The organism is Symplocastrum torsivum, assembly GCF_059505465.1.
In genome coordinates this window covers 234,195-257,077 of the sequence record NZ_JCACKQ010000095.1, presented here as the reverse complement: position 1 = coordinate 257,077, position 22,883 = coordinate 234,195, and the positions used below count along the sequence as shown (strand labels likewise).

At 45.2% G+C, this 22,883-nt stretch carries 21 protein-coding genes; 8 read left to right on the top strand and 13 right to left on the bottom strand.

Features of this window, described 5'->3' with window-relative positions; all coding sequences use genetic code 11:
* The first annotated feature begins 25 nt into the window (after positions 1 to 25).
* Positions 26 to 2,032 (top strand): adenylate/guanylate cyclase domain-containing protein, encoded by a 2,007-nt coding sequence (locus AC5JL3_RS24425; RefSeq protein ID WP_496076942.1) that lies wholly within the window; start codon positions 26 to 28, stop codon positions 2,030 to 2,032.
* Positions 2,033 to 2,078: 46 nt separating this feature from the next.
* Here AC5JL3_RS24425 and AC5JL3_RS24420 read toward each other — a convergent pair whose 3' ends face one another.
* Together AC5JL3_RS24420 and AC5JL3_RS24415 are read right to left on the bottom strand one after the other, a co-directional pair.
* Positions 2,079 to 2,522: a QcrA and Rieske domain-containing protein gene (locus AC5JL3_RS24420; protein ID WP_496076941.1), complete on the bottom strand. Its 444-nt coding sequence runs from the start codon at positions 2,520 to 2,522 to the stop codon at positions 2,079 to 2,081.
* A 77-nt stretch (positions 2,523 to 2,599) separates the two neighbouring features.
* Positions 2,600 to 3,577: an AEC family transporter gene (locus AC5JL3_RS24415; protein ID WP_496076940.1), complete on the bottom strand. Its 978-nt coding sequence runs from the start codon at positions 3,575 to 3,577 to the stop codon at positions 2,600 to 2,602.
* A gap of 154 nt (positions 3,578 to 3,731) precedes the next feature.
* Between AC5JL3_RS24415 and AC5JL3_RS24410 the strand changes: the two genes are divergently transcribed.
* Both AC5JL3_RS24410 and AC5JL3_RS24405 read left to right on the top strand, forming a co-directional pair.
* Positions 3,732 to 4,559, top strand: a complete 828-nt coding sequence (locus AC5JL3_RS24410; protein WP_496076939.1) for a M15 family metallopeptidase — start codon at positions 3,732 to 3,734, stop codon at positions 4,557 to 4,559.
* A 117-nt stretch (positions 4,560 to 4,676) separates the two neighbouring features.
* Positions 4,677 to 5,360: an ATP-dependent Zn protease gene (locus AC5JL3_RS24405; protein WP_496076938.1), complete on the top strand. Its 684-nt coding sequence runs from the start codon at positions 4,677 to 4,679 to the stop codon at positions 5,358 to 5,360.
* Between the two features lie 65 nt (positions 5,361 to 5,425).
* Here AC5JL3_RS24405 and AC5JL3_RS24400 read toward each other — a convergent pair whose 3' ends face one another.
* Positions 5,426 to 6,475, bottom strand: a complete 1,050-nt coding sequence (locus tag AC5JL3_RS24400; protein ID WP_496076937.1) for a GGDEF domain-containing protein — start codon at positions 6,473 to 6,475, stop codon at positions 5,426 to 5,428.
* A gap of 669 nt (positions 6,476 to 7,144) precedes the next feature.
* Entirely contained in the window at positions 7,145 to 7,342 is a 198-nt protein-coding gene (locus tag AC5JL3_RS24395) for a heavy-metal-associated domain-containing protein (RefSeq protein WP_242058662.1), read from the bottom strand.
* 1,112 nt (positions 7,343 to 8,454) lie between these two features.
* On the opposite strand from AC5JL3_RS24395, the gene alaS reads away from it, so the two are divergent.
* Together alaS and AC5JL3_RS24385 are read left to right on the top strand one after the other, a co-directional pair.
* Positions 8,455 to 11,154 carry an alanine--tRNA ligase gene (alaS, locus tag AC5JL3_RS24390; protein WP_496076936.1) on the top strand — a complete coding sequence of 900 codons (2,700 nt, stop codon included), beginning with the start codon at positions 8,455 to 8,457 and terminating at the stop codon, positions 11,152 to 11,154.
* Positions 11,155 to 11,483: 329 nt separating this feature from the next.
* Positions 11,484 to 11,771 (top strand): hypothetical protein, encoded by a 288-nt coding sequence (locus AC5JL3_RS24385; RefSeq protein WP_496076935.1) that lies wholly within the window; start codon positions 11,484 to 11,486, stop codon positions 11,769 to 11,771.
* A 287-nt stretch (positions 11,772 to 12,058) separates the two neighbouring features.
* On the opposite strand, the gene AC5JL3_RS24380 is transcribed toward AC5JL3_RS24385, so the two are convergent.
* From AC5JL3_RS24380 to AC5JL3_RS24355, 6 genes are all read right to left on the bottom strand, one after another.
* On the bottom strand, positions 12,059 to 12,598 hold the full coding sequence (locus AC5JL3_RS24380) for a Uma2 family endonuclease (RefSeq protein ID WP_496076934.1): 540 nt from the start codon (positions 12,596 to 12,598) through the stop codon (positions 12,059 to 12,061).
* A 201-nt stretch (positions 12,599 to 12,799) separates the two neighbouring features.
* Positions 12,800 to 13,225, bottom strand: a complete 426-nt coding sequence (locus tag AC5JL3_RS24375; RefSeq protein ID WP_496076933.1) for a hypothetical protein — start codon at positions 13,223 to 13,225, stop codon at positions 12,800 to 12,802.
* A 39-nt stretch (positions 13,226 to 13,264) separates the two neighbouring features.
* Positions 13,265 to 15,316: an FHA domain-containing protein gene (locus tag AC5JL3_RS24370; RefSeq protein WP_496076932.1), complete on the bottom strand. Its 2,052-nt coding sequence runs from the start codon at positions 15,314 to 15,316 to the stop codon at positions 13,265 to 13,267.
* A gap of 16 nt (positions 15,317 to 15,332) precedes the next feature.
* Entirely contained in the window at positions 15,333 to 15,872 is a 540-nt protein-coding gene (locus AC5JL3_RS24365; RefSeq protein WP_496076931.1) for an FHA domain-containing protein, read from the bottom strand.
* A gap of 416 nt (positions 15,873 to 16,288) precedes the next feature.
* Complete coding sequence (locus tag AC5JL3_RS24360) at positions 16,289 to 16,534, bottom strand: hypothetical protein (protein WP_192221062.1); 246 nt, start codon at positions 16,532 to 16,534, stop codon at positions 16,289 to 16,291.
* 380 nt (positions 16,535 to 16,914) lie between these two features.
* The gene (locus tag AC5JL3_RS24355) at positions 16,915 to 17,703 is read right to left on the bottom strand and encodes a DUF928 domain-containing protein (protein WP_496076930.1); all 789 of its coding nucleotides are present in this window, start codon (positions 17,701 to 17,703) and stop codon (positions 16,915 to 16,917) included.
* 343 nt (positions 17,704 to 18,046) lie between these two features.
* Here AC5JL3_RS24355 and AC5JL3_RS24350 point away from each other — a divergent pair, with 343 nt between their 5' ends.
* Positions 18,047 to 18,802 (top strand): carbonic anhydrase, encoded by a 756-nt coding sequence (locus tag AC5JL3_RS24350; RefSeq protein ID WP_496076929.1) that lies wholly within the window; start codon positions 18,047 to 18,049, stop codon positions 18,800 to 18,802.
* A 313-nt stretch (positions 18,803 to 19,115) separates the two neighbouring features.
* On the opposite strand, the gene AC5JL3_RS24345 is transcribed toward AC5JL3_RS24350, so the two are convergent.
* The 3 genes from AC5JL3_RS24345 to AC5JL3_RS24335 all read right to left on the bottom strand — a co-directional run bounded on the left by AC5JL3_RS24345 (position 19,116) and on the right by AC5JL3_RS24335 (position 22,021).
* Positions 19,116 to 20,063, bottom strand: coding sequence for a DUF5996 family protein (locus AC5JL3_RS24345; protein WP_496076928.1), 948 nt, complete (start codon positions 20,061 to 20,063; stop codon positions 19,116 to 19,118).
* 449 nt (positions 20,064 to 20,512) lie between these two features.
* Positions 20,513 to 20,959: a hypothetical protein gene (locus AC5JL3_RS24340; RefSeq protein ID WP_496076927.1), complete on the bottom strand. Its 447-nt coding sequence runs from the start codon at positions 20,957 to 20,959 to the stop codon at positions 20,513 to 20,515.
* A 339-nt stretch (positions 20,960 to 21,298) separates the two neighbouring features.
* Positions 21,299 to 22,021 (bottom strand): hypothetical protein, encoded by a 723-nt coding sequence (locus AC5JL3_RS24335; protein WP_496076926.1) that lies wholly within the window; start codon positions 22,019 to 22,021, stop codon positions 21,299 to 21,301.
* Positions 22,022 to 22,256: 235 nt separating this feature from the next.
* Between AC5JL3_RS24335 and AC5JL3_RS24330 the strand changes: the two genes are divergently transcribed.
* Together AC5JL3_RS24330 and AC5JL3_RS24325 are read left to right on the top strand one after the other, a co-directional pair.
* Positions 22,257 to 22,505, top strand: a complete 249-nt coding sequence (locus AC5JL3_RS24330) for a type II toxin-antitoxin system RelN family antitoxin (protein ID WP_496076925.1) — start codon at positions 22,257 to 22,259, stop codon at positions 22,503 to 22,505.
* The gene (locus tag AC5JL3_RS24325; RefSeq protein ID WP_496076924.1) at positions 22,495 to 22,875 is read left to right on the top strand and encodes a type II toxin-antitoxin system RelE family toxin; all 381 of its coding nucleotides are present in this window, start codon (positions 22,495 to 22,497) and stop codon (positions 22,873 to 22,875) included. The genes AC5JL3_RS24330 and AC5JL3_RS24325 overlap by 11 nt, the downstream gene beginning before the upstream one ends.
* The last annotated feature ends 8 nt before the right edge of the window (positions 22,876 to 22,883 follow it).

Below are 22,883 nucleotides of genomic sequence, written 5' to 3'. Positions count from 1 at the left end.
AAGTTTAAAATATTGATTTGTCCTAATGAATACTCATCAAGCACAAGCCGACAAAGGAGACATTCTCATCGTTGATGATACACCGGATAACCTACGATTGTTATCCGCTGTGCTTGAGTCTCACGGGTATCGAGTCAGGAAAGCGATTAATGGACAACTAGCTTTGAAGGGGGCACAAATTGCTCCCCCTGATTTGATTTTGCTTGATATTAATATGCCCACAATGAACGGCTATGAAGTTTGTGAACAGCTAAAAATTAGACCAGAAACAGGCAATATTCCAGTTATTTTCATTAGCGCCTTAGATCAAGTCCGTGACAAAATTAAAGCGTTTCAAATCGGAGGTGTAGATTACATCACTAAGCCTTTCCACGTAGAAGAGGTATTAGCACGAGTCGAGAATCAACTTAAACAACAGCGACTCTCTAAGCAACTCCAAGAGCAAAATACCCGTCTCACGGCTGAAATTAATGTTCGCCAACGTGCCGAAGAGGAAATCTTTTTTCTCGTCTCTATGACTCAAGCGATCGCTGAAGCGTCTAACTTTCAATCGGCATTATCTATTATTTTGCGCTCTTGTTGTCAGACAATTAATTGGGATTTTGGAGAAGCTTGGGTTCCTCGCGCTGATGGCACAACGCTTGAACACTCTCAAGCTTGGTATGCTAATAGCCCAGATTTAGAGGGATTTAGCCAACACAGTTTGGCAATTCCAATAGTTCCTTTGGTTGGACTAGCCGAGCGAGTTTGGTCATCTAAACAACCGGAGTGGGTAGAAGATGTTTCTGTTGAGCCAGAAGAGATTTTTCCTCGTTCTAACCTCGCGGCAGCTATCGGCTTAAAAGCAAGTTTCGGTGTTCCAATTCTGCTGAATAACCAAGTCTTAGCAATCTTAGTTTTCTTGAAAAAAACAGCAAGCCCTATCCAGCCGCATTTAGTAGAGTTAGTTAATGCTGTTGCTACTCAATTGGGTTCACTGATTCAGCGCAAGCAGACAGAAGAAGCTCTGCGAATTGCCGAAGAGAAATATCATAGTATTGTCGAAAACGCTGTCGAAGGTATTTTTCAAACTTCGCCGGATGGTCGGTTCTTAAGTGCCAATCTTGCCTTAGCAAAAATTCATGGCTACACCTCACCAGAAGAATTGATTGAAAGTATTGAAGATATCTCACGACAAGTTTATGTTGACTCCAATCGTCGCCAAGAATTTCTTGCCCTTATAGAATCTGAGAATGAGGTGAAGGAATTTGAGTCTCTAGTATATCGCAAAGATCATAAAGTCATTTGGATTTCTGAAAACACCCGTGCTGTACGTGATTCTCAGGCGAGGCTACTGTACTACGAAGGGACAGTTTCTGATATCACAGAGCGGAAGTCAATCCAAGAGGCACTGAAATTTCAACAAGAAAAAACTGAAACCTTACTGCTCAATATCTTACCAGCACCGATTGCCAAGCAGTTGCAGCAAAACCAAAGCCCAATTGCTGAGCGTTTTGAAGAGGTCAGTGTTTTATTTGCCGACATTGTTGGCTTTACGGAGTTTTCCAATCGAAAAACACCGGAAGAACTGGTGTCCGTTCTCAACATTATTTTCTCAACCTTTGACCAATTAGCTCAACAATACGGCTTAGAAAAAATTAAGACGATTGGTGATGCTTATATGGTAGTTGGGGGTTTACCAACACCCCGCTCAGATCATGCTCAAGCTATTGCCCAAATGGCACTTTCTATACAAGCGGTAATGGCAGATATCAATGCCAAAATCAGCGAAGCGTTTACAATCCGAATTGGCATTAATATTGGGCCTGTAGTGGCAGGTGTGATTGGTCTTAGCAAGTTCATCTATGACTTGTGGGGCGATACAGTAAATATAGCTTCTCGCATGGAAATGACAGGAATTCCAGGTAAGACTCAGGTAACATCTGCTAGCTATGAGCGATTAAAGGAGCAGTTTTTGTTTGAAGAGCGGGGTCAGGTTTCAATTAAAGGGAAGGGCGATATGACAACTTATTTCCTTTTGGGTCAAAAATAAGCTGATGTGTATTTATAGCAGAAGGCAGAAGGCAGAGGGGTTATAGTTAAGTATTTGCTTTCACCAGAATTAAATCTCCTTGGGTCTTAACTTCGTAAGTGGGTAAGGGTTTCTGTGCTGGTTCTTCAAGAACCTTGCCATCGGCACCAAATTTGGCACCATGACAGGGACATACAAACGATTTTTCTTGTGCCTTCCATTCCACCGTACAACCTCGGTGTGTGCAGGTAGGATTGACAGCCGTAATCGTCTCTGAATCAGGCGATTGGCTGACGACAAGCACCCCACTTGTTGAAATTTTCTTATTCAGGATATAGCCCTTTTGGCTTAATTCCGATATCGTGCCAACAGATTGAAACCCATCTGGGCGAGAAAGGCTAGCAGGTGATTCTGAATCGGTGGATTTAGGAGAGCAGGCAGCGAGGGCTACTGGGAGGGAACTTGCGATACCGCCAACACCGACCCATGTAATAAACTCACGACGGTTCATAAAAGGTTGTTAGTGCGTGTCTGTTTGGAAATCAGTCTGGGGACGATGCACTCAAGAACAAGGGGATGAGGTTGCTTTTAAGGGCTAAACAGCAACAGCCAAATTGGTAATGTCAACAAAAGAATACTCGACCCAACAGCCAGTGCTGTAACCGTGAGGTCACGGTCAAGATCATAAACTTCTGCAATTACTAAAGTAGCAAAAGCTGGAGGCATTGCTGCTTGCAGAACGATGACTAATAGGGGTAGACGAGGAATGCCCAACTGCAATAACCCAATCCCTAAAATCAACGGGATAATAAGCATTTTGATGACCACACTCACTGAGGCCTGTTTCAAGTTGCTCCAGGAATCTAGCTGGCTCAATCGCATCCCAATTAACACCAACGAAAGTGCGATCGCACTCCAGGCAATTCCTTGCAAAGCTTGTTCAACCAACTCAGGCAGTGGAATCTGACGAAAACCTAGTCCAAATCCCAAACTCCATAATGCTGGGTTTTGCAGTAGTGCTTGGACTAGCTGTTGGTAACTCTGTGACTCCTTGCCAAAACGAGCAGCAAGCAAGACACCCAAGCCGTAGGCACCAACTGTAGTCCCCAACATGTCATAAAAAATTGCCCAACCAAAGTATTTTTCTCCTACCAAAGCTAGGGTAATTGGAAAGCCCAAGTAGCCTGTGTTACCGAGCATTGCCGACAGGAGAAAACTGCCTTGTGTGGGTCTACTCCAAGATGACTCCTGAAGTGGCTTATTACTACTATTGGTAGGCTGTCTGAGTGATTGTCCTTGAATCCAACTCCAGGCTAATACCGCCCCTAAAAAAATTGCTACCCAGGCAGCCACTGGCGCAATCCAAATTGCTCCGGATAAGTCGGCACCCCGCAGGAAGGTAATAATACTGAGGGGAACGCCAATCCAGAAGAGAAATTGACCAATGAACGTTGGTAGTGCCTTTGATGCATAACGTCCTAAAACCCATCCCAGCAGGACACCGCCCCCTAGCTGAATATAGAGTTTGAATAGTGGTTCTAAAAGCTCAGTATTGAAGCTGGGCATGGCTTGATTCAGTAGAGAGGCAACTTCCAAAAATGGTAAGTCAGTCTCTAGAGAATGGGTAATTTGAGCCTACATAGGGTGGCAACTGCTAGACTGGCTCAAGACTAAAATTTGGGTAAGTTTAAGTATTGATTCTCAGTGCAGGAGTGGATTCTTGAATAACGCGGGTCTCCCAAAAAAAACAGCCAAGCTTTCAGCGCCACCTGGAGATGATATTCCGGAGGCGATGCGGGATACACCGGATGTCAAACGCCGTCGATTAAGTCCTGTACTACTCATTATTGGGTTAGTCGGGGGAGGTGCGATCTCACTCTTGCTTAGTCTCTCGCTTGCTAACAGTCCTAAACCGAAGCCAATTGCACAGTCCTCACCCCAACCAACCTCCACTGATACTTCAGTCTCCCCTAGCCCACAAGATACTGAAGAGGACACGATTCTAGGACATTTTGCCTACGAAGAAGCACCCGCCTCAGAGTTACGACCCATACTACCTGGTAGTCAAATCAAGCTTCGGGCAGCGGCCGCTCAGCAATTTCAAGCAATGGTCGCAGCAGCACAGGCGAGTGGTGTCGTATTAGTGCCAATTTCGGGTTTCCGTTCCGCCTCTGAACAGCAGCATCTGTTTTTTGATGTCAAAAAACAGCGCGGACAAGTCGCTACCAAGCGAGCAGAAGTTAGCGCTCCCCCCGGCTACAGTGAGCATCACACTGGCTACGCCGTGGATATTGGTGATGCTCAGACACCAGCAACAAACCTAAACCCTAACTTTGAGAATACAGCAGCCTTTAAGTGGCTTGAGCAGAATGCTGCTTACTACAGCTTTGAACTGTCCTTTCCCAGGAATAATCCTCAAGGCGTCAGTTATGAGCCGTGGCACTGGCGCTTTGTTGGCGATCGCAATAGCCTAGAAACCTTCTACAAGGCGAAAAACTTAACTAGTCCTGCACCGACTCCAACAACCGACGCTTCCCCAAACCCTTGAAGAAGGGGAGTTTACCTCCCCATTTCCCCGTCTCCTTTAGTGACCTAAACTTGTAACAAAAGCTGAAAACGTTTTACAAATAGTAATACTCAGGAGTTCACCACCAACAGTAAAAGAATGCAGCAAACTGCCCTGAATTTAATCGCGATCGGTGTCTTTGGTATGACACTCTCAGCATTGCTGGGGCCAATGTTCAACCTCTCACCCGCTATTCCTGCGGTTGCAACTCTTAGTGTCTTAAGCCTTGCCACACTCGATAGCTTCCGCTTCCAAGGCAGAGGGGCAACCTTACTGTTGGATTGGCTGGCTAGTGCATCCGGTCAGCATCGCGATCGCATTCTCCGCCACGAAGCGGGTCACTTTCTTGTTGCTTACTTCCTAGGCATTCCAATTACTGGCTACACTCTGACTGCTTGGGAAGCCTTCAAGCAAGGGCAACCGGGGCTAGGGGGAGTCACCTTTGATTCTGCGGGACTCTCAACAGGCACGCTTGCTGTTGGCGAAATGCGATTAACCTTAGAGCGTTTTTGTACTGTTTGGATGGCTGGGATTGCAGCAGAAACTTTAGTCTACGGCAGCGCTGAGGGAGGCGTAGAAGACCGACAGAAACTCACAGAAGCTTTAACTTCATTAGGGCGTCCTATTAGCGAGTTACAAATAAAAGAACGATGGGCAACTCGGCAAGCTCACACAATTATTGAAGAACACTGGGCATCTTATGAAGCGCTAGTTGAGGCAATGAAACAACGAGCCTCAGTAACAGAGTGTTATCAGATAATTCAGCAACATTGCCAAAATTAATTTCGTACACCTCAATAGTTTTTGTCTTAACCTTCCTCATCCCTTTAACAACCAACAACCAACAACTAATAACCATCGTCACCACCAAAAACCTGATTACGACCACTAGATTTTGCCCGCAGCAGGTTGTGGTCAGCACGCCACAGCAAACTCTCTCCTTTCAGGTCATCTTCTGAATTAAGGGAAGCGAACCCCAGACTAATAGTAATTTCAAGAGCAAATGTCCCATCAATGTTAAAGGGTTGGTCACTAATGAGTTGTCGTAGGTGTCCGGCTACAATTTGGGCTTCCTGAAAGTTAGTTTGACTGAGAATAATTACAAATTCTTCGCCACCATAGCGAAACAGGGTGTCCTGAACCCGCAAGTTGTGTTGTAGACGTGCTGTGAGTAGTTGAAGAACGCGATCGCCTACTTGATGCCCATAGTTGTCGTTGACGGACTTAAAATAGTCCACATCCAGCATAATCAGGCTCAAAGGTGTCGATTGGATCAGAGCATTTTGAATTTGTCGGAGCAAATCCCATTCCATTGCCCGACGATTGCTCAATTCTGTTAAGGGATCGGCTAACGCCATCGTCGAGAGTACGTCATTCGTTTGCATCAACTCTCGGTAAAGTTTGACGCCTCTTAACCCAGCTTGAATTTGCGCCCTTAGCAGTCGCTTGCCTTCAATATCCTCTTGGTCCCCAGTTCCTGTTAAGGTCAGCCCTAAGTAAGCATCTGCCCCATTTTCTAGGGCTTCAGCACAAGCTACCCAATCTAGACGTTGGCTTGATAGCGTTTCTTCCTTACTTATCTTGGACTGGTCGTTGACCAAAATACAGTAGATCCAGCCCAACTGAGTCTGTTCTTTAATCTGAGAACACAGTTCCAAACTCCCTATCTGCGTTGCTTGCAAAATCAAAACAGCAGGTTGTTTCATTGGAATCAGGACTAGAGCCTCATCAATACTAGAAGATGCCTCGACTGTGCCAGACATCAGATAGCGAATCTGGTTAACGAATGTGGAGAGAAACCACTCATTTCCAACCACCAATACAGAAGCATCCATTGTTGTATGTAGCTCTTGAAAGCAAAGGCATTGACCCTGACTAAAAGATGTCAAAACTTCCATCACCTAAATGTTTTAGTTGTGAGATATATCAATAACCCGCTCCGCTCTCTTCTAATAATCCCTGGTTTCTACAGGTCGCAGTAGTAGCGATTCCCTATTTAACTAACAAGTTTGCAAAATCTTTAAGAAAAGTCATCAATACACTGATTTTTTTGAAGCTGACGTGAGCAGATTGCTTTGTTCTTGTTGACTGGTTCGCAACGACGAAGCCTCAGGGAAATATTCAACGCACGTTACAAAGCAATCTGCAAAGTCGGCAAGAGCTAAAATAAGTCCTTGCTAGTTCTGACAAAGTTGTCGAAAACTAAGTAAGCGTAGCTTTAGTTCTTTTAGTAAATGACGCAAGTTAAGCCAAGTGCATTTAAGTTGCCTTTCGCTACCAGCCGTTAAAGCAAAAGATTAAGGAGCAAAGGAATACTTCCGAAACCTTTCCCTTCATCTTTGAATCTAAATTAATAATTTTGCCTTGCTAATGAAGGCTTATTAGCTTAAAAGGGCTAGGAAATCTTAGCTTAACCGCCAATTCCTAGCCCCCAGTTCCAAGACAACAAGTTCTGTTTAATTACGCTAGCGACTGAACTTGCACGTTGCTAATTAATAAGCTTTCTTGTGGGATAGGCAGAATAGCCCGTCCAGATTATGCTTTCTTAGAGGTACAGACGCTGATTCCTATTCGACAGAGTAGCCTACTGCTACGATCATCTGTTTTATTGATGCTTCGGAAGCTTCAGTTTCTACACTCACTGTCTTCGCTTGGACATCAACATCCACCTTAGCGTCTGACTCATGGGTGAGAATTTCGTCTGTAATAGTTTTTGCACAACCATCACAGGAGATATTTGGAACTTTAAACTTCATTGTCGCCATAGCTTAAACCTATTTGTGGAATTTTTGTTACATTCAATCTTTTATTGTAATACTCTATTGAACACTCAGCGCTTATTTCCACTAATGTTAGTCAAATCAGGTTTTAGACAACATTAGCTTGATGGTCTCATTTCCATTTGCACTTATAAATCAAATGAGAAGTTATTTGCTAGTTTTTATGGCTTAAAAATTAAATGGGTCTAACCAAGTGCGGCTAGACCCATTTAAGTACAAAAGTTTGAGTTTTCAACAAGTTAACTTTTTAACGATAAATCGTGAATCACTAAGTTTACATCTCTCACAGCTCCACCTTATCTGGCTCCAACATAGTTGCGTCTTTCTAGACCTTGGTTTGGCTTTTTCCAGCTAATACTGGTATTTGCCCCATAAAGCTATGCTTGGTTGGTTTCTACTGTGGTTAGGTCATAGATCAGGGACATCACATCTATGCCTGGTTGGTTTTCTCCTGTTGCTTGTCCGGAGCTTGATGTCCACTCTTTAAAATTAACACAGTACTCATTAGCGGCTGAATGATATTTACCAAAGTTGATGAGTCTTTACGAACTGCAAGTCTTGTATTAAGAAGTGAAAATCGTCTCGGTTTTTGTAATGCCTAAAATGTGATGCAGTGAAACTTCTTGCTGTTAAACCAAATCAAGCCGTTTTCTAAGGGCGGGACTCCCCTATCTGTCGCTCACAGCAGAGAATGAAAGTCTCTTACCCTAATTCATATCTTGCACCTGGCGGTTGAAGTCGCAGCTTCACAAACACGCACCTGCCTGGAGCCGGCTACAAAATCCTCACTAAAGCTCCGGTTGATTTTTGCCTTTCTCAGATTCGTGCAAGAAGCCTCATGAATGGCAAAGGCAGCAACATTGCATAAACAAATGTAAAAATAGATAACAACTTAACCGATAAGCGAAAGCTTTATAGGAGTGATGAGTCTAATCGCGTAGCTGCGTTGCAGTGATGCCAAGCCTTTCCACCTCCTGGTGCCTTTGGTACCGCTGCAAAGAGTGCTGACGCGCTACGGTTGCGTTTTAGCTCAAGGTGTGATTAAGCTCAAACTTCACGCCTCGAAATGTTTGATCCCTAGCCCTTTTTTTAAGACCATGTCTGTTCCCCATTTCCTCAGCGGTAGCGAAATCCGGCAAACATTCCTTGACTTTTATGCCCAACGGGGGCACAAGATGCTGCCAAGTGCCTCTTTAGTACCGGAAGATCCAACCGTGCTGCTGACGATCGCGGGGATGTTGCCCTTTAAACCGATTTTCTTAGGGCAGCGATCGCCTGAAGTTCCTCGCGCTACCACTTCCCAAAAGTGCATCCGCAACAACGATATTGAGAACGTTGGACGCACGGCACGGCATCACACATTCTTTGAGATGCTAGGCAACTTCAGCTTTGGGGACTACTTCAAAGAACAGGCGATCGCATGGGCATGGGAACTGTCAACAAAGGTTTTTGGCTTACCTCCAGAACGCCTTATTGTAAGTGTCTTTAATGATGACGATGAAGCCTTTGCAATCTGGCGGGACCAAATCGGTATCCCTGCTCATCGCATCCAGCGCATGGGAGAGGAAGATAACTTCTGGACATCTGGCCCCACGGGTCCTTGTGGTCCCTGTTCAGAAATTTACTATGACTTCCATCCCGAACAAGGTGATGAACATATTGATTTGGAAGACGGCAGCCGATTCATCGAGTTCTACAACTTGGTGTTCATGCAATACAACCGGGATGTTGAAGGCAATCTGATCCCGCTGAAAAATAAAAACATTGACACGGGTATGGGATTGGAGAGGATGGCACAAATCCTCCAAGGTGTCCCGAATAACTACGAAACTGACCTGATTTTCCCGATTGTTCAAACGGCAGCTAAGATTGCGGGAATTGACTACGACAAGAGTGATGAAACAACCAAAGTTTCTCTCAAGGTAATTGGTGACCATGTTCGGGCAGTTGTCCACATGATTGCCGATGGAATTACTGCTTCAAACACAGGGCGAGGCTATGTCTTGCGCCGCTTACTGCGTCGCGTGGTGCGTCATGGTCGTTTGATTGGGATTCAAGGTGAGTTTACCTCTCAAGTCGCTGAGAGTGCGATCGCACTTTCCGAATCTGCCTACCCCAATGTCCGGAAACGGGCAGTTGCAATCAAAGCAGAAATGCAACGCGAAGAATCCCAATTCCTCAAAACCTTAGAACGTGGCGAGAAAATGCTAGCGGATGTAATAGAAGCTTTCAAAAAAAATGTGCAGCAAGCACAGGACATACAAGATACGAGGTTGGGAGAAGCATTTAGAGAGAATGTGCAGCAAGCACAGATTTTGGGTAGAGAAGCCTTTATCCTCTATGACACCTACGGCTTTCCATTGGAACTAACACAGGAAATAGCCGAAGAACAGGGTTTGACTGTGGATATCGAAGGCTTCAAGGAGGAAATGGAGAAGCAGCGTCAACGCTCCCAGGAAGCCCACGAAACTATCGATTTGATGGCTGTTGGTTCCCTGGAAGAACTGGCATCAGGTGCTGCCACTACTGAGTTTCTAGGCTATAATCTACCGTCCACTACAGCTCAGGTGAGTGTACTCATTGCGGATGGTCAGCAAGTAGAATCAGCTCAGGCTGGTGCAAAGGTACAAGTGATTCTCGACCAGACTCCGTTTTATGCGGAATCTGGAGGACAAATTGGCGATCGCGGTTACTTAACGGGTGAAGATGTTGTAGTACGAATTGAAGACGTTAAGAAAGAAACGAATCTTTTTGTCCACTTTGGTCATATTGAGCGAGGCACATTGCAATTAGGAGCCACAGTAACGGCTCAAATTGACCGTGCTTGCCGTCGTCGCGCTCAAGCTAACCATACAGCAACCCACCTACTACAGGCGGCACTGAAACAGATTGTTGACCCTTCCATCTCTCAAGCTGGTTCCTTGGTTGCTTTTGACCGTTTGCGCTTTGACTTCCACTGCCCTCGTTCTCTAACACCCGACGAGGTGCAACAAGTCGAGGAGCAGGTTAATACCTGGATTAGTGAGGCTCATACGGCTGAAATAGAAGTGATGCCGATTGCCGAGGCGAAAGCCAAGGGTGCGATCGCAATGTTTGGGGAAAAGTACGGCGACGAGGTGCGGGTGATTGATTTCCCTGGTGTCTCAATGGAACTGTGTGGTGGGACTCATGTGAGCAACACGGCTGAGATTGGGGTGTTCAAAATTGTTTCTGAAGCTGGGGTTGCGGCTGGTATCCGGCGGATTGAAGCGGTTGCAGGGTCAGCGGTGTTGGATTACCTAAATGTGCGGGATAAAGTGGTTCGGGAATTAAGCGATCGCTTTAAAGCCAAACCAGAAGAACTAACTGACCGCATCACTAATCTTCAGAATGAACTCAAGACATCCCAAAAACAGTTGGAAGCCCTCAAACAAGAACTTGCCTTAGCAAAATCTGACCAACTTTTAGCACAAGCTGAATCAATTGGTGAGTTCAAAATTCTTGTTGCGACAATGGGAGACGTTGACCCGGATGCTCTGAAAACAGCGGCGGAACGTTTGCAGCAAAAACTAGGAGAAAGTGCTGTGGTGTTGGCTTCTGTTCCCGAAGCAGACAAAGTAAGTTTAGTGGCAGCTTTTAGTAAAGGTGTCAACGAAAAAGGCTTACAAGCAGGGAGGTTTATTGGCGCAATTGCTAAACTCTGCGGTGGTGGTGGTGGTGGACGCCCGAACCTCGCTCAGGCAGGTGGACGTGATGCTAGTAAATTAGCAGAAGCTCTCTCAAGCGCACGCGAACAGCTACACTCTGCATTGAGTTGAGACAGTGCTAAGTTGTCACGCATTTGATTTGTAGTATGCACTCATGGCGAAAAGGTTAAAGGGAAAGGGGAAAAGGTTATTCCCTTTGACCTTTCACCTTTTCCTTTTTCCCTAAAAAACCAATTCGTTAAATAGGTGACGCGAGATGCACAACAGCTTGGGTATAGCAATCCTAAATGATTCGTAAACGCTCAGATTCCCGACTTCTTCAAGAAGTCGGGAATCTGAACAGTAAAAGTTTGTAACTAAAATAGGATTGCTATAGATTGGTATTATTAGCTTAATTAGAAACTTATCAATGAGGTAAATTTGTAGACGGAGGAAAGTTTATGCAGAGAATCGTAATTATCACTCTGGTAGTTGTGGAGTTGGTTTTACTATCTCTACTAACACTAAAGCCTGCTGAAGCCAAGCTTAATGACTCGCCAACGTATACCTGGGGCTTTGCTCATGTTGGCAGTAATAAAGTGGTTTGTAAGAAGCTTGCCTTTCATCCAGAAAAATGGACACCACCAGCTTCTGCTAATCAAGGAACTGTGAAACTACACTCTACAACAGCGATTGTTAATGATAGCTATTGTGCTAATTTAGCTAAGCCAGTTGTTGCGAGTAATTAATCCCCTAAAAATTGAGGTCAGTAAACCTCTTGCATGAATCCTTGAGTACTCCCTTGCATCACCCAATCTTGGGGGACTTGGAATTATTGTTCCCCAAAATTGGGGAGCGAGAACTTGATTCGTGCAAACCAATCAAGGCAATACACCCCTACAAGCGAAACCTAAAGAGACTTTACTGTGGTAACTTCGTCAACTGCCGACGAAGTTCCTCCTTTGCCTCCTTCGCAAATTGAATACTGCTAAGCCTCGATTGTGACAAACATTAAGCGGTAAGAAAACATCCATTCTCAAGCCAACAAATCATCCAATAGCACACTAAAACCCTTTAAAACTCTTTGCGTACTGACCACTTGACCCGATGTAAACATCAACCCCTGATTTTCAGTAATTACCATCACCCATCTACTCTCAGGAAACACTAACCAAACTTCTTCGCCCCCAGACTCTAAATACTCCTGCGCTTTTAGCAACACATTTTCAGCGATATCTGTAGGCGAAACAATCTCAGCACATAAGGGAAAACTCTGCGGCAAAGTAGCCTCATTACCAAATTGTGCCACCAGTTCAGGCGTGAGATAAGCGACATCAGGAGAGCGTCCCTGCTTATTAGTACGGCAGGGCACATCGGTGTATATTTTTCCTTCTTGTCCAAGAGACTTCTTGTAATCATCCCAGCAACGAGCTAGCTTGTACTGAATTTCACCATGCCTAAGTGTCATGCCATTTTTTTCTATTAGTTGACCATCCACCCACTCCATATGATCGGGAGGATTCGCAACAAAATCTTCTAATGAAAAATTGTCTTTGACAAGAGTGGAAATTAGCATTGTTGTTTCCTCATCGCTGTCTCAATTATTCCTAATTTATTTGAGTTAAGCCTCTGTGAGAGTGGAACAGAGAGTGAAAATGATAGCCCTTTGTGAGGGATTTGCGATCGCCCATTCCGATCTGGTCAGTGAGTATCGCTCGAAACGATCGAGAAAAGAGCTAATTCCTCTAAGCCTCTTTTTCAATATTTCATTTGTCACTTAAAGCCACTGCCCACCTTTAAAACGCCAACGGGGAAACAAAATCCGCATCAGCGCCTGAGAAGCGGTAAAAATTCCGATCCAGACCAAGCTGTAATGCAAAGCAAATGCTGGAAGTGGTAAATCGCGTGGTACTCCAGGTAAGCCAAAGGTTTTAATTGCAGTAGCGACAAAAATAGCTTCCCAGATACCAGCTAGCAGTTGAAAAGCAGCAGGCCAATCACGATCCCACCGAAACTGCTGGAGATAGTTATAAGCAACATCCCAAATTAATCCGAAAGCAGCAATGTAGCCAAGCATCCAGTAATAAACTACGTTAGCTCCGGAACCAATGATACCGAAACGAAAGGGTAAGGTAAGTAGGAGACCTACTGTGGCAAAGAGTAGGATTCGAGTTTGCCAACGCCCAAGGAGTGTAGGAGTCAAGTTGCGAAAGCTCCAATTCAAAATTATCAGTTCAAAAAATCAGCAAGGAGATTGATTAGCTATCCACTTTAGCCATTGAACGGAGGAACCTGCAAGGTTCAATCGCCCGATTCCAGGAGCTTTGGTTGAGGCGATAGCGAAGCGCTGCTGCGTTCGCCCTTGGCGTTGCCGAAGGCTAGCGCAGATCGCATCTACTGATTGTAGGGCGGCATACTGCAAGCCCAGGAAGCTATCAACTGCTGCATAGGGACCACCCAGAGTAATTGCGCCTGCGGCATACATTCGACCTCGTGACCCACGCATTTCTACGAGTTCAAAATCATTGCTGACGCTCAAACGTCCTAAAGGATTGAGCGGTAAGTTGTAGTGAGTGACTAAATCATTGAGTAGAGGGTTGGCTGTCACCTTCGCATCAAGACCCGTAGCATCAATGATAAAGTCTGCTTCGAGGCGCATTTGCCCCTTGAATTTTTTCTCCTGGATGTAGGTGATAATGCAGTCTTGCTCACGCTCAACTCGTTCAACTTCTCCAAATTCAATTTTGTACCAGCCTTGATTCACCCCTTCCTCAACAATGCGTTTCCAATCCCGACGGTCAGCCGTGGTTGTACCGCCCCAGTCAGCAATTAAGCGCTGTCGTTGTTGAGGGTCAGCTTTTTCTAGAGTTGCTCGGAGTTCGCCACCCCAGCAAGCTTTCGGCCAGTTGAAGGGTTGAAATTCATAGTGGTGTTTAACGAGACGTTGGGACTTGCCAAATTTGTTACCTTGAGGTTTTGGCGATCGCATTAAATGCACTAACCAAATCTGCGGGTTGTGCTTCCGTGCTTCATAAACTCGCTGCACAATGCGCGACGCAACAATCCCCCGACCCCGAATCAATACAGTCCCACCACACCGCTCTAATTGTTCGTAAACATGATCGTGCGGTTCATAAGCATTCACCACTGATTTAAAATCGTTAGTTTTCTCCCGATACGCTTGCAAATCCGGAAGAAATTTAATCGCTGGATAGCCTGTTGCAATGTGAACATAGCGGGCAACGAGGAAAGCATGGTCACGTCGTCCGCTGCGAGTTCGGGAATAGGCTATGCAATAACGTCCATCTGTGGTTTTCCGAATCGAACGGACACTACCATAACGAAATATTTGCTCCCAACCAATTCGCTTCGCTTCCCGATCTAGCGAATCAAACACGTTACCAGCACGCGGTGTGTAGGTTTGAGCAAAAGTCGGTTCAGCAAACACCTGCCATAAATACCCAAAAGCTTCGCCCAAACGCCCTCGAACTAAATCGTGCCATGCTTCCCGCAGCGCATAGCTGGGCCAGCCCCAAATATTATCAGGACAAGAATCAGAATTAGAGCGCAACCGCTCATGAAGGGGAATCTGGGAACTCAGGCAAAGTTGTTTGTAACGACTGTAGGGTTGGGCCTCAATCCCCAAAGCGGCAATCTGAGAACTCTTCACCCCATAAATTCTCAAAAAATCTACCCAAACAAAACTACCCAACCCCGCCCCAACGGCTACATAATCCACTTCATCCACAGGCAATCCTGTAGCATGAAGGTCTTGCACAGCCACCTCAGAAGCCTGAAATACTGGCGGCGGAAAGGAAGGATGACCTGCTGGGTTGCCTCTACCGGGTATTACTGGCTGTGGTGGCGGTTGGCTGGGGTCTGGTAATTGTGTATTGGGGTTAAAGAAAATCTGTGAATTACCAGAAGGTGCAGGTACCTGTGTTCTCGCACCAAAATTCACACTAATCTGGTAGGGTCCAATTTGTAGTGTGTCACCATTTGCCAAAGAAGTCCGGTTGTTCACTACAACACGAGTACCGTTCAAAAAGCTACCGTTGCGGCTATTTTGGTCAATCACTACCAACCCACCGCTATCTTGGTCAATTAAGGCATGGAAGCGAGACACCTCAAGACTATTCAGCACCATCCGGGAGACAGGATGCCCTTGAATCTCGGTTGGCATCCCATTAAAATCTCGACCTAGGGCAATTGGCAGAGTTAGCCTAGGTTCTCGTCGATCTCCCGTCGCTGGATCATCCCAACTTAACTGAATTCGCAATGGTGCAGAATTCATCCTTTCTTACTCTTCATTAGGTGGGTGTCATCAAAACACTGACGGCTGCCGCTAAAGATGTTCCGCACCACTGACATCCAAAATCTATCCGTTCATAGGGAGAAGTGCGATGGCAATGAGGACACTGCAAGCCGTAGGATTCAATAGCTGGAGTTGGCTGATTGGCGGCGAAAAACGCTTGTGGTGACAGCAGGATTGTGGGAGGGATGCCAGCGTTCGTTGTAAATAGAGAAATAGCAGTGACAGTTACTTCCACTTGCCCCAAGTAAATCGTGCTACCTTCGCTTAAACGGACTTCATCCTGAACAATTTGCCGTCCATCTACCACCGGAGGATTACTAATCCGAAGGTTGCGTAAGGCAAATGAGTGCTGTTGAGGGTGATAAAAGATTTCGACGTGCAGCCCTGACACAGTTGGGTCGCTAAAAACGAAATCGCACCGCGCTGGGTCACGACCAAGCCGTACTGTCCCTGGATTCTTACTCGGCTGTTGGTCATGAATCGTTTCTGTTCTAGTTCGACCTGCTTCTTGCCACTCCAACGTTAATTCGTTCATTGCCCTGATTTTGAACTTACTAATAAAAATTTCAAGTGATAAGTGCTTGATTCCTAACTATGATTTTGGCTAGGAATAGATGGGGTTGGCTAGATAATGGAATAGAATTTAATGTGGATTGCCTGGAAAAAGCCAGGATTAGAGCATTTGATGGGCATATACCATACGCTCATACCACAGACTCACCCCCATGCTTGTGCAAGTTAGAGCCACACTCTCAGGGGGAGTCTATGCCGATAAAGGCTTGTTTAGAGGATTTCCAGCAAACCTCTCAGTTGATGCTGATGGGTGAGTGATTGATTACCCTGAAACGTTTAGAAGAGCTTGGACTCAGTAAGCAAGTAGGAAAGAAGACGCGATCGCACTTCTAGAAAAGTTAGCCAAAAACTTCTCTTGTAGCCCCCCTACTCCTGCAACTACCGATAGTAGTCTACAATCACTCCCGCTTTTACCAACTTGACCAGTGAATCAAGATTAAAGCTGTTCAAGGCTTTACATAGATTTTCAAACTGTGCATATCTCTCCAAGCCATAGGCACTGTCTGCGTAGCCCATCAGTTTACAGAACTCCTCATAATCCGCCTTCCAATGAAGGGCATTAAGGGCTTCAACAAAAACTTTGATTTCCTTATAAGTTAATTCGTTTGTTACTTTAGTTACCATATTCTGCCTACCGTAGTTCGCACTTTGGAATGAGTTGCGGGAATCTTGCTTTTGAAACAGACGGAGCAAAAGGCTCTAACCAAGAACCACAGTTGAGCTATTTGTCTTCCACCTTATGAAGGATGTACTCTTAACCTCAACCAGTTCAATATCTGGCGAAACTCCCTGATTGAAAGTGATTGAGTCCTGTTCGACCTGTGAAAGTAATAGGCTTTTCTTGTGATTGCAATAATTTAACCCAGTGAGGCAAGACAGCTAGAAAGTGTGATCTCGATTACTGGTATAAAGATTATTTCCCAAACTGGACACAGTAAGTTGAGCGATTTGATAGATGCGATCGCTTCATTGACGATTAGGCAGGTGTAAAAACAGAGTTCTACTTAATTTCTAATAGTTGTGACTGAACCGACTAGTGGGGCTTGTGCGATCGCATCTAAACCAATCGACTGCAAGAGAGCTGTCCAGTCTTCTGCTAGTTGTGGATCATTGGGATTAGCTTCACGAAGCTGTACGAGACTAGTTACAGTGTCATACCAAAGACCTGCATTAGCATAGATGGAAGGACGATCTTTTGGTGCTGCCTTCTCTAACTCATTAGCAAGCGTTGGTGTCAGCTCATTTCGTTGAATCCAACCTTCTAGAACAATATCTTGACCTCGGTCAGTTGGGTCACAAACAATTGCAAAGTTCCATTTATAAGTTTTGCCAACTTCTAGTGAAGGTGAAGCAAGACTCTCCCTAGGAAGACTCACGCTAACTATACCTGGAACATCAGACAAGTCTACGGCTGTTTCGTAGACTACTTGATCATCTGAGTCTTGTAGGGTGAATTCAACCTCCTTAGTCGTCGGTTGAGGTATATGGAAAAAGAACGTTGGGTTTGCTGCAACTGTCAAACCAATTTGGGTTGAGGGTAATAAAGCAACGGGGCGCTGTACTTCAGAACTGCAACTGCCACGCGAGGCTCCTGCTGTACGGTTACGAGGAGCTTTGATGTTTGGCAGCCTAAATCTTAGCCTTGCCACCCAGACTGCTGAGTTCCGCTCAACTTGTGGAGAAAACCTTTGGGCTGATACATATCCCAGCGCTGGTAGGTGAATACCCATCGCCAGCGCTACTGTTAAGGAAAAAGACAGTGTTCGCAGATGTTTAGAAAGCATAGTTTCCATGGTCTTTTTAGATTACAGCGCGTTACTTATGCTCCATTATCAGAGCTAACAAATAATACCCGACGAAAGTAGAGTTTTAACTTGACATCCTCCCACCGCTAACCTCTACGAGGTATAGCGGGAGCCTTCTGCCGACATTAGGGTGATGTACCTCACTGATACGAGAATCGCTATAAATTGAGCGAGACGAAGTGATTGAAATAAGCTGAGCCGCCTATTGCCAAACGAGATATCTATGGGTCAAGTCAAATTTATTGCCCAGATTGTTACAGTGGCTGCATAACTCCCACTCAACCAAGTGTAGTTTTTGTATCATCAAGAAATTTTTACAAAACAATGCTTTATGGATGGAAAAGCCCATCACTTGGAAGACCAGTCAGTATTAGAACATGATTTGGAGCTAGGTCGAGTGTTTCAAACTAACCTCACAATGAGGGAGGTTGCTCAACTCAAAGCCCCTACAATTCAAACGGCGGAAGAAGCCATTCTTACTTTAAAGATTGGCAATGCCCGCTTTTTCAGTGGGACTCAAGTTCCCTCTGATTTTTCAGCCGTTGCTCGTCGCGCACAAGTTATCACACAGACTCCTTTTGCTGTTGTCCTTGGCTGTTCAGATAGTCGAGTCCCAACAGAAATCATTTACGATCAACGGGCAGGTGACTTATTTGTTATTCGTGTTGCCGGTAATGTTGTCGAGGCAGGCACCTTGGGGAGTATCGAATATAGTATCAATCACTTAAAAACACGGGTAGTCGTCGTGATGGGTCATGAAGGCTGTGGTGCTGTACAAGCAGCAATGCAAGATGAAGCAAAACGGAGTTTTGAATCACAATATATCCAATTTCTGATTGATCGCATTGTGCCATCTGTAAGCAACCTGCCACGGATTCGCGACTCGAAGGCACGGATGCGAGAAGCCGTGATTGCTAATGTTCGGAGGCAAGTCCATCAACTTAAGCAAAACCAAGTTGTTGCAGACGCACTCCAAAAGAAAGAGATTGCCGTGATTGGTGCTTACTACGAAATCAGCAGTGGCGCAGTTGACTTTCTCGAATCAGAGAGAGACTTATCCATTGATGATAGTGAAGTTTCTGAGTAGGAAGGTGGTAGGTGGTAGCGTGAGCGGCAAGTCTTGGAGTTATAGCAAAAGGCAAAAGGCAGAAGGCAAAAGGCAGAAGGCATTTATGTTTATTACTGATACGTGGTCGTTTCAGCCGTTAAATCTGTCCTAACCTTTGTTGCGACAGCTATAGAATTTCCTGAAGTCTAATCTTTCTAGTCTTGATCTAGATTTTCCCCTAAAACCTACCACCTACGACCTAACACCTTTTACAAATTAAAGGCGTGACAGCTTACGTTGTGGTATGAGCAATTGTGCAAACCTTTACCTAGTTTTATGGATAGAAGCCAAGTCAGGTTTGTAAAACTGGAGTACTCTCCAACGCTGCTCGATCCCAATCTCCTAAATTAGCAGCTGCCTCGTAGGTACTTTGGAGGAAGCTAAGGAGGACTTCATCAGGATTGTCAGCTTGCCGCACGGCTTCATAAGGTAGGATAAACTCTCCTAGTTGGGAGTTGTAAAATGCTTCCTTGGGTTGGATGGAATAGTCTGCGAATCCCTCTGGTGTAGGGTAGGCGTAAGCATAAAAAATCGGTTCAACCACTGCCCCACCCCCTGGCCAGAAACCACAGCTACTCACTTCATGCGAGTACGCTTCTCGTGTCACCCAATCTGCCATGTTAGGAACTCCACCAGGATGTTCTGGAGCAAGCCGTCCAGAAAAGCGAGTCACAGCAAGGTCAAAGCTGCCCCAAAAAAAGTGTACAGGACTGCTTTTACCAATGAAACGCGATCGGAACGCTGTCATTATCCGGTCTGCTTGTAGGAGAATACGCCAAAACCGCTGTGCGTACTCCGGATCGTAAGCAGCATGTTTGTAATCCTGCTCAAAGGGGATAGGTTCCTGTACTTCCTGCGGCATCGTCCATATCTGAACATTAATATTGAGCGCACGCAATGTCCCGATAACATCTTGGTAAAAGTCCGCCACCGATCGGGGAGCAAGCGCAATTCTCCGGGTAGTGCCGTCACTGGTGTCGATTTGTAACTGGTGTTCGAGAAAATTGAAGCTAATCTCAAACGTGCGCGTTCCACAAGCCATTGAAGAGGTTGTCACTCCGCGCGGTGTTACATACAACGTAGAATGCCACCAGTGATTGATTTTCGGAGCTAACGTTAGCCGGATTTTGCCAACGATCTGAGTCCACATATGGAGTGTTTCATAAGTGTCTTGCCACTCTGCAAGAGGCAGACTCGGCCAGGTAGTATCGATGAGCGTGCCATGCACGGGATCTGCCATGATGCAAGCCTCCGGTAGGAATTCAGATCAGGGAGAGTACCAGATGGAAACGGCTGTATGGATTAGCTCAATGCTTTGTTAGAGCTAGGTTATGGCTTGCCAAAATAGACAAGTACAATAAATAGTACGCAGATCTAGCAATATGTGCAAATGACAGTAAAGGTTTGTCAATAGCTGTCAGTGCGATCGCGTTTCAGGATTCATTTGAATGATGGGCAGACTAAATCATTTGAGGCTGGGATGCGATCGCTCTTGGGTCGTGCTGATAGCATCTGAAACTAAGTTCCGCAATGGTGCCTCTCCCGTACTTATGGTGGAAACTCCCCTATTACTGATAGCTTCCCAAAAAATGTTGTCCTGAAAGCGTTACCATAAAAGGTTTTTATTACTAATCACCTTTGTTTATCACCCTAGCTACGGGAGAGCCGAGAGCGTAGACAACTCTAAAACTAGATGTGGGCAATCTCTGCTGTAGGCAATCCATCACGCTTGAACCTCTTATCTTCTGTTGTCATTACGATACCTGTAATTTTTTTCCAGGTTTGAGAATCTGTGGCAGCGATAAATTTTCGTTCATCATTAAGTTCGCACGTAAAGGTGATTTCAGTTCTTTGCCCTTTAGCCATTGCTCCAGCTACTCCGCCAGCGATGAGACCTAGACCACCAGTGAGGAGTCCGGCAGCCAACCCAGTGGCGATTCCCCAACCGGCGGACGATGCAATACTTTTGATCTGTTCCTGGTCAACCATCTCTGCCGATTTGATAGTATTCAGATCTAATTTCCTGTACTCACTTCCAACATTAGTGACTACTTCAGGAAAAACATCGATAAACAAGAACTTAGTATCCCACTTGCTCGCAGGAATTTCTCCACCAAGCACATTAATTCGTGCCACTGTCATTCCTCCCTTGATTAAACTGGCAGACTGAATTTTTGGCTCAATTCCCCTGACTCAACCGACCTACTCTACTCAGACCTAAATATTTATTCAATTGCCCAGTGCGGTTTAACACTCGTATCTGGAACACTATTCACACTTGGTAATCTAAATCCGGAACTCTGAAGGTTAGCGAAATAGATGCGGGAGACCAGGGAACGATTGCTCCTCTTCGCTATTGATTGGTTATGAGGAACTTAGTTAGTTATCTCAAATTCTCTTGAGAAACGCTTATATTTCGTACTGGCTAACTTTTTTTACTATCAAGCCGATATAGCGGTGTAATAACTTATTGGTTTACCAGCTACTCTCGTCGAATTTTTCACCATTGAGCCTTTCGCCTAAATTCGTGAATAACTCTATCAGGCGGTCATCAACTTGCCGTAACTCGCTCTTAAATCGTTTGTGAGACACTTGAGTGTAAAACTGCCTGAGAATAATGATGCTTCCCAACCAAATAGCTATCTTATACTGGGAAGATTTCATACAAATGATTGCAAAGAGCTTGATGAGTTCATGCACATCATACTGATCTTCACCCTTTTGAGGCTGAACTTTGCTTTCATCCGTATGACCCCACTTGAAAGCTTTGTTGAATCCTTTCTTATTCAATCCTTTCTCATCTGCATCTGGGAGATTAGCAACAAACTGCTTTAAGCTAAGATTAACATTGGATACGTCGTGAATGAGTTTGTTTCTGACTTCAGACAATGTTTTAATAAATCTTTTGGAGTTAGAGTCCAAGAGACCCATGCTATTCAAAAAAGCGATCTTGCCCGTTCTAGAATTGCTCAGTTCTAGAAAGCTTATAACATCCTGCGCTTCCGGTTTGTCCAGAACTTCAACCAACAGGTGAGTGGCTGCCGCTTCGATGAGCGAATGCAATTTAATAACGAACGACCAATCATCTTCTTCCAGCAAACCGTTAAAGAAAGCTGGAGTAACGCCTAACTCAGCTTCTAAATCCTTGAAAAAAGAAAATTGAGGGATATCTAGAAAAAAGGGAGTATTTTCGGTCATTTTAGTAGCCTTACGTTCAAGAAATTTGCTGCATCGAAACGCCGCGCCCAAGGAGACACTAGCTTTGTAAAATATCTGTTGCAATGGGCGCAAGAAGAGCGCACTATCCTCCTCGAAGTCTACTCCTCCAAAGCTGAGGCAGCACGAAAAGCGATCGCGCCTTCCCATGCCAACCCTACAATGTGTGTTGAGCGATTGCTACTAACTAGAACTTTGGCAGACACCTGATAAACCTATGAAAGCCTACGAATTTCCAGCCAAAATAACGCCCGAAGGAAAGCTTGAACTCCCTGACGTGCAATTAGAGGACTTGCCGCATAATTCAGTAGTGAGAGTGATTGTTTTGGTTGAAGAGCAGACCGATCAAGAAGATGAGGACGAGCTAGACTCTGTAGCAGATAGCCTTCGCAGGGCACTGCATGAGGGAAAGATGGGGCAGACTAAGCCAATCTCTCAGTTATGGGATGGAATCGATGGAGACTGAGCCACTCTCAGTAGAGATTCGCTTCACCGATGAATTTGAGCGCAGATTACAAAGTCTGTCGAGGAAGTATCGCCGGATTGGTTCTGATATTCAGCCGCTTATCAAGCAACTACAAGCCGGAGAAACTCCTGGCGATAGAATATCAGGAACAGGAACTACAGCTTTTAAGGTGCGGCTCAAGAATAGCGACATCAGGAAAGGTAAGAGTGGGGGCTATAGAATCATCTACCAGGTTGCTTCACCCACAAGCATTGTACTGTTGACCATCTACTCCAAGTCTAACCAGACTAACATATCAGCAGCGGAGATTCAGCAAATCTTGACCGAGTTTGAGCAGCAGAGAAAAGGAGAAGAAACAGAGGAAGAATAGAGCGATCG